General features: G+C 32.9%; 1 protein-coding gene. It reads left to right on the plus strand.

Annotated features, from left to right (window positions below; translation table 11 throughout):
• A partial coding sequence (locus H4O21_RS28170; protein WP_182812468.1) for a sterol desaturase family protein occupies nucleotides 1–438 on the plus strand: 438 nt, incomplete at both ends.

Here is a 438-nt window from a genome sequence, read left to right on the forward strand (position 1 = left end):
GGAACAGCGGTTAGAAATGGCTGGTTTACTATTTTATACAAACCTTTATTTTATATGTGGTTACCAGCAATAGGTTTCCCTCCTGAAATGGTAATTGTATGTTTAGGTATAGAGGCCCTTTGGCAATTTCAGTTACACACAGCTTATATACCTAAATTAGGTTTTATCGAAAAAATATTTAACACCCATACGATGCATCAAGTACACCATGCTAAAAACTTGGAGTATATGGATAAAAACCATGGCGGATTTTTAAATATTTTTGACAAAATTTTTGGCACTTGGAAAGAGTTAGATGATGATATAGAAATTCAATATGGTGTTACCAAACCACCTAATTCATACAATCCGTTGGTAATCTTAACGCATGAGTACAAAGATATTTGGAACGATATGAAAAAGAGCTCTAATCCATATCATAAATTCATGTATGCCTTT

Source organism: Oceanospirillum sediminis, assembly GCF_014164585.1.
In the GTDB taxonomy this organism is placed as follows: Bacteria; Pseudomonadota; Gammaproteobacteria; order Pseudomonadales; family Halomonadaceae; genus Oceanospirillum; species Oceanospirillum sediminis.